Origin of the sequence: Cellulomonas sp. URHE0023 (assembly GCF_000688475.1) — a bacterium.
In the GTDB taxonomy this organism is placed as follows: domain Bacteria; phylum Actinomycetota; class Actinomycetes; order Actinomycetales; family Cellulomonadaceae; genus Cellulomonas.
This window is the reverse complement of sequence record NZ_JIAN01000007.1, coordinates 432,583-438,843: the sequence shown is the minus strand read 5'-3', so window position 1 is coordinate 438,843 and position 6,261 is coordinate 432,583. Positions and strand designations below refer to the sequence as shown.

Sequence of the window (6,261 nt, the reverse complement as noted above, 5' to 3'; positions counted from 1 at the left end):
GCGAGTACCTGGTATGCGAACTGGTCGGTGATCAACTCGGCCGGGACCGTGGTGCGCTCGGGTACGGCGAATGACACCGCGGGTCGCCGGTTCGACCAGGTGTTGCCTGCGGGGAACTACACGCTGCGGTATACCCCGCAGAGCGAGATCGTGGGTGGGTACACGTTCTCGATCTACTTCCCGGCGGCCGCGCAGGTGTTCCCGGTGACGATCTCGGCGACGGGTCCGGTGGACATCAACAACGGCACGATCAACGGTGTCGCCACGGCCGGGGCCGGCAACCTCGAGACGTTCGTCGCGGTCGATGAGTACACCTTCACCGCTGCTGCGGGGGATGCGCTCCTGTTCGACCAGATGGGTGGGAACTCCTACCTGCGTTGGCAACTGCTCACCCCGTCGGGGACCGTCTTGGCAGAGAACGCGTACTCGGGTGCGGACACCACGTACACAGGTTTGGTGGCCGGGACGTACAAGCTGCGACTGTTCATCGACCCCGCCTCCACGGGGGTGAGCAGTGCGACGTATCGAGTGGGATTGCAGAAGGTGCCGCCGGTGCAGACGTTCGCGCTCACGTTGCCTTCGGTGGGGACGGCTCTGACCGTCTCCAACGGGGTGCCATCTGCTGGCGCGGGGAATCTGGAGACCAAGGCGTCGGTCGACGAGTACACCTTCACGGTCCCGACCGGTGGGTCCCGTGTCGTCGCCGATCTGTCCGGGGCGAGTACCTGGTACGCGAACTGGTCGGTGGTCAACTCGGCCGGAACCGTGGTGCGATCCGCCACGACCAACGACACGCCTGGACGACGGTTCGACCAGGTCCTCCCCGAGGGTACGTACCGCCTGCGCTACACCGTGCAGAACGAAGTGGTCGGGGCGTACATCTTCTCGCTCGGCCTGGCTGTGTGACGGCTCTGCGGGGTCGGACGAAAGCCCGGCCCCGCAGAGCCATCTCCCTCCATGCGACGCAGCCCGGCGCAATATCGATGGGCGCACCTCGCCGGCGGGCCGACAGGGCCTCCGCCGCCGCTGGCCGCCAGCGGAACGTCGTCGACCGCGACGGGGCGGCGGGCGCCGGGCGCCGATCGGCTCGGCGTCGGACCGGTGGCCCGTGACGAACGGGCCGGCACTCGTTCGACATACTTCGCCCCATGTCGGAAACGGGCGCGTCATACGCGCGATGCACCATGGCAGCCATGCGGCTCCTCGTGCACAACGCGCTGATCATCCCGGTGTCCGACGCCGGCCCGGCGTGGTTCGCCGGCTGGTTCCTCGTGGGCGACGACGGACGGATCGCGGCGATCGGTGAGGGCCCTGCTGACGCCTCGCTGCTCGCGCAGACGCACTTGCGAGTCCTCGATGTCGGAGGCGCGCTCGTCGCGCCCGGCTTTGTGTCCGCGCACTCGCACCTGTTCACGTCGGGCATGCGCGGGATCTCGCCCGGCTCGACGCTCTACCCGTGGGTCATGTCGATGGTCGAGGTGCTCGACCGGTGCGAGCCGGACGATGTCTACTGGTCGACCCTGCACGGGGCCTTGGACTTCCTCGCGAACGGCGTGACCAGCGCCTACAACTTCATGCACCCGCGCGTGACGTGGCGCTACGACCCGGTGACCGCGTCGCCCGTGCTCGGGCGGATCGCCCCCGTGGAGTTCGCGACGAGGCAGATGGACGGTGCTGCCGACGCGGGGCTGCGCGTGATGAACGCGATCCGGCTGAACGACGAGGCGGGTCCCGAGGACGAGGTCGTGGGCGTGTTCGCGGACATGGTGGCCGAGTCGTCGTTGAGGACGCCCACCGACCAGCATCTCGGGGCGTCCGTGATGGGGGCCGTGCAGTGGGCGTCGACGCCGCGGTCCGCGGAGCTCGAGGTCGCGATGATGCGGACGCACGGCGTCAGCAACCAGGCGCACTTCGTCGAGACGGCCGAAGGCATCGAGACCCAGCGCGAGAAGTTCGCGTGGTACGACGACGCCGGGGCGTTCGGGCCCGACTTCCTCTTCGGGCACTTCGTGCACCCGACGGACGAGATGGTTGCGCGGGTTGCCTCCACGGGGTGCGGCGTCGTCTGGCAGGCGACGTCGAATGGGCGGCTCGGGTCCGGGTTCGCGGACGTGGTGCGGTTCCAGAGGGCGGGGATCCAGGTCGGGATGGGACTCGACGACCAGTCCTGCACCGACATCTCCGACCCCTGGGGCAACATGCGGATCGGTCTCTACACGACTCGCGCGATGTACACGGACGCCTCCGTGATGATGCCCGCTGACGTCCTGCGCCTGCACACGCTGGGGTCCGCCGAGGTGCTCGGCGTCGCCGACCGCGTCGGGTCGCTCGAGGTGGGCAAGATGGCGGACTTCGTCGTCGTCGACCATCGCGCGCCGGACACCGGGCCCGTGTGGGACGTGCTTGCCACGTACGTCCTGGCATGCGGGCTGCGGAACCTGAAGCAGGTGTATGTCGGGGGCGTGCTGGTCAGCGAGGACGGGCGGTCGACGTCGCCGCTGGCTGCGGTGGCCGGAGGCGAGCTGCGTACGCGGATGACCGCTGCCGCGTCACGATGGGGTCGCGAGCTTCCGCTGACGACGATCGAGGCACGCCTAGAGTGATCGGTGTGTCAGGTGTCCTCGTCGCGACCGTGGTGCAGGTCGCCGCACTCGACCTCCGTCACGCCGTGCGCCACCAGGTAGGCACGGGCGCCTCGGTCTGCGCGGAGGGTCGCGCTCAGGGCGTGCCAGTGGTTCGCGCCGACGAGAACCGGGTGCCCGGGGCGGCCGCCGTAGGTGGCCTGCCGGAGGGTGTCTGTGAGCTCGGTTCCGGCGGTGTCGTCGTGGTTGGTGGTCGTCGTCAGCACGCGAGCCGCGACGGTGCCCGGGGTGCCCGGGAGGTCGACGAGCGTGATCAGCACCGCGTCGCCGGTGGCGCTCGCGAGTCCTGCGCGCAGCGAGGCGGCCATGCCGTCGGCCCAGTCCTTCGCGGTCTGGATGACGATGCGTGGGTCGGGTGCAAGCAGGTCACGCGCCTGGTCGGCACCCGCACCCAGCACGACGACCACACGCGAGCAGCCCGCGTCGAGCAGGAGTCGCGTGGCGGCGTCGAGCCAGCCCGGCACGAGTGCCTTCGGGCCGCCGTGACGGGAACCCGAGCCGGCTGCGAGAACGATCCCGCTGATCATTGGCACGCCCCGTACCGTGCCACGAAGGTGAGCTCATGATCCAGGACACCCCCGAGACCCGGACCCTCCTCGACACCGCGCTGCACGTGTCGCGCTGGGTGTCGCAGGTCGCGTCAGGCTGCCCGTACGCGTCTGTCGGTGACCTGCTCGGTGCCGCGGACCTGGCCGCACGGTCGTTGTCCTCCGCGGAGATCGACGAGGCGCTCGCGTCGCACCCGCGCATCGGTGCGGCGGGTTCCGGGTCGTCGGCGTCGCTCAGCCGTTCCGAGCAGGCGGCGTCCTCGACCGACGACCCCGCGCTCGTCGCGGCGATGACTGCCGGAAACCGCGCCTATGAGGAGCGCTTCGGGCGCATCTTCCTGATCCGGGCCGCCGGGCGGTCGCGGCCCGAGATCCTCGCCGAGCTGAATCGTCGGCTGGCCCTGGCGCCGGCCGAGGAGGAGCGGGAGGTGGCCGACCAGCTGCGCGAGATCGCGCTCCTGCGTTTGCAGGCGCTGTTCGTCGTCTCCGCGCTCTCTGCCGTGCCGACGACTGCGCGACCGGCGGTGCCTTCCGTACCGCCGCCGGCGTCGTCGTCCGACGAGGAGCGTTCATGAGCCAGCTGACCACTCACGTCCTGGACGTCGCTCACGGCCGGCCAGCCGTCGGCGTGCCGGTCGTCCTGTCATCCCGGGTCGCTGGTGAGTGGGTTCTCGTGGGATCCGGGACCACCGATGACGACGGGCGTGCACGGTCCCTCGCGCCGAAGTCCGTGCCGGTGGGGACCTACCGGTTCGTGTTCGACACCGCGGCGTACTTCGCCTCGACCGGGCAGGCATCGTTCCTGCCGGAGGTGGTCGTCGTCTTCGACGTCGTGGACTCCAGCCACTACCACGTGCCCGTGCTGCTCAGCCCGTTCGCCTACTCGACGTACCGGGGGAGCTGAGGGCCCGTTCAGGGCTGCGGTCAGTACTCGACCTTGGTCGGGCGGGCCAGCCAGGCGTCCATCGGTTCGGAGGTGGCGGGGACGCGGTGCCCGACGACAGGCATCGGCCACGTGCCTCGGTCGGCCGCGAACAGGTCGTAGAAGAGCGAGTCGTCGAAGCCTGCACGGGCAGCATCGTCGCGGTTGGCGGCGTAGACGACCCGGCGCGCCCGGGACCACAGGCACGCGGCGAGGCACAGCGGGCACGGCTCGCAGGACGTGTACAGGGTGGCGCGGTCGAGCGAGAAGCCGCCGATCGCCCGGCACGCGGCGCGGATCGCCTGCACCTCGGCGTGGGCTGTGGGGTCGTTGTCACGCGTGACGCGGTTCTGGCCGGTGCCGATGACGACGCCGTCGAGGACGACGACGGCCCCGAACGGCCCACCGCCTTCGGCGACGTTGGACGTGGCAAGGGCGACCGCCTCGGTGAGCCAGCGCTCGTCGTCGTCGTCGAGCCGGTGCGCGCCGTCGGACCGGGTCATCGAGGCTCCCTGATGGACGTGGCGGGTGGGTGAGCCACCCGGTCGGGTCGTGGCGGCGTCGGGACGGGGCTCATGGCGCACCGACCGATCGAGTCCAGGCGGCGTCCACCGGGGCAGCGCCCTCGCGGACGATCACCGCCTCGATGAGGCCGTAGGGCCGGTCGGCAGCCCAGAACACCTCGCCGGGGTTCTCGAGGCCGAACGGGCTGAGGTCCGAGAGGAAGTGGTGCTTGTTGGGTGCGGCGAACCTGATCTCGACCACCTCGGGGACCCGCTCGATGACCTGCGCGCCCATGTGCCAGAGGGTCTGCTGCAGGGCGAGGGAGTGCAGCGTCGCGAACGTGGAGATGAGGGTCTCGCGGACCGTGGCGTACGTGGCGTCGAAGTCGACGTCGGTCCCGGCGTAGCGCCACTGGGCGATCAGCGACGTCGCGAGGACTCGGTCGTCGGTCTCCTGCAGGGTCGTGTACTCGTCCTTGAGGAAGCCCGTGAACTCCGATCCGGTCGACTTCAGGACGGTCAGGTCCTTGAGACCGGCGATGACGGTCGTCGTGCCCTGGTCGACCGTGACCGAAGCGGTCCGGACCTCTTGGCCGCTGCGGAGCCAGGTGTGGTCGTGCTCGGCGCCGTCGACGACAGCGCGCACCCACGTGTACTCCTGGACGTCGACGCGTGCGCCCGTGACGGGCGCGATGTCGTCCACGAAGTGCTCCGCGAGCAGGATGCCGAACCGCTCGGGCGACTCGACCCCGTGCTGCTTGGCATACGCGAAGACCATGTTCTTCTGGGTGTCCGTCGGAAGGACCGCAGACTGGTCGCCGGTCAGGTAGGCGTCCTCGAAGGTGCCGCGCAGAGCCGAGGTGACGTTGAGGTCACGGATCTCGTGCCGAGCCGTGTCACGAACGATCCGGACGACGCGCGTCTCGGCCTTGCCGTACTGGTGGGACTGCAGTCGGGCCGTCATGCGGGCAGTCTGCCTCTGCCAGATGACGCGCGCGTTTCCGCAGGAAATCGGGCGTGCGCGCTCACCCGGGAAGCTCCGTCCGCAGCCACCCGGACGCCCCGAGCCGGTACTCGCGACGATGGCTCACCGAGTCCGGCTCACCCGTCCAGAAGGTGAGGCTGGTGGGACGGACCAGGAAGCCGACCCAGCTCGCGGGAGGGTCGGGCACGGGGTGGATGGCCGCGAAGTCGGCCCACTTCGCTCGCCGCTCCTGCGGTGGCAACTGCGCGACGGCAGGGGTGTTCACCCAGGCGAGGCGTTGCAGGTACGGGGACCTCAGCGCGTACGCGCGGTCCGTCTCCGCACGGTGGGCGCGCTCGGCGGTCCCGCGCACGACGAGCTGGCGCAACGCGTCGGGCCAGCGCAGGACGAGTGCGGCGCCCGGACGCGCGTCGAGCTGGCCGACCTTGCGGGAGGTCGCGTCGGTGTGGAGGGAGAAGCCGTCGCGGTCGTACTCGCTGAGCAGCACGGAGCGGGCGTCAGGGAGGCCGGCCTCGTCGACGGTCGCGAGCGTCATGACGGGGCGGTCGGGGTCGTCGTTGTCGGGCAACCACTCCTCGAGGAGCTGCCACGCCTCGTCGGGCACCTGCTGCGTCACTCGGCCACCTTGCTCGGGAGAGGGAGCGCGCGCACCTCGAGGAGT

Annotated in this window: 8 protein-coding genes; 4 read left to right on the top strand and 4 right to left on the bottom strand. The window is 70.3% G+C overall.

Annotated features, from left to right (window positions below; genetic code table 11):
• On the top strand, positions 1–906 hold a 906-nt coding region (locus tag N553_RS25430), incomplete at its 5' end, for a hypothetical protein (RefSeq protein WP_197030096.1).
• Between the two features lie 287 nt (positions 907–1,193).
• Positions 1,194–2,603 (top strand): amidohydrolase family protein, encoded by a 1,410-nt coding sequence (locus N553_RS0115175; protein ID WP_028047238.1) that lies wholly within the window; start codon positions 1,194–1,196, stop codon positions 2,601–2,603.
• A gap of 8 nt (positions 2,604–2,611) precedes the next feature.
• On the opposite strand, the gene N553_RS0115170 is transcribed toward N553_RS0115175, so the two are convergent.
• Complete coding sequence (locus tag N553_RS0115170) at positions 2,612–3,169, bottom strand: NTP transferase domain-containing protein (protein WP_034622584.1); 558 nt, start codon at positions 3,167–3,169, stop codon at positions 2,612–2,614.
• A 35-nt stretch (positions 3,170–3,204) separates the two neighbouring features.
• Between N553_RS0115170 and uraD the strand changes: the two genes are divergently transcribed.
• Both uraD and uraH read left to right on the top strand, forming a co-directional pair.
• Complete coding sequence (gene uraD, locus N553_RS22970; RefSeq protein WP_081844633.1) at positions 3,205–3,765, top strand: 2-oxo-4-hydroxy-4-carboxy-5-ureidoimidazoline decarboxylase; 561 nt, start codon at positions 3,205–3,207, stop codon at positions 3,763–3,765.
• Positions 3,762–4,094, top strand: a complete 333-nt coding sequence (uraH, locus tag N553_RS0115160) for a hydroxyisourate hydrolase (RefSeq protein WP_028047236.1) — start codon at positions 3,762–3,764, stop codon at positions 4,092–4,094. Before uraD ends, uraH begins: the two co-directional genes overlap by 4 nt.
• Before the next feature lie 20 nt (positions 4,095–4,114).
• On the opposite strand, the gene N553_RS0115155 is transcribed toward uraH, so the two are convergent.
• The 3 genes from N553_RS0115155 to N553_RS22965 all read right to left on the bottom strand — a co-directional run bounded on the left by N553_RS0115155 (position 4,115) and on the right by N553_RS22965 (position 6,216).
• The gene (locus N553_RS0115155) at positions 4,115–4,615 is read right to left on the bottom strand and encodes a nucleoside deaminase (RefSeq protein WP_028047235.1); all 501 of its coding nucleotides are present in this window, start codon (positions 4,613–4,615) and stop codon (positions 4,115–4,117) included.
• 70 nt (positions 4,616–4,685) lie between these two features.
• Positions 4,686–5,579 (bottom strand): factor-independent urate hydroxylase, encoded by an 894-nt coding sequence (gene pucL, locus N553_RS0115150; RefSeq protein WP_028047234.1) that lies wholly within the window; start codon positions 5,577–5,579, stop codon positions 4,686–4,688.
• A gap of 61 nt (positions 5,580–5,640) precedes the next feature.
• Entirely contained in the window at positions 5,641–6,216 is a 576-nt protein-coding gene (locus N553_RS22965; protein ID WP_051640208.1) for a pyridoxal 5'-phosphate synthase, read from the bottom strand.
• Positions 6,217–6,261 lie beyond the last annotated feature (45 nt).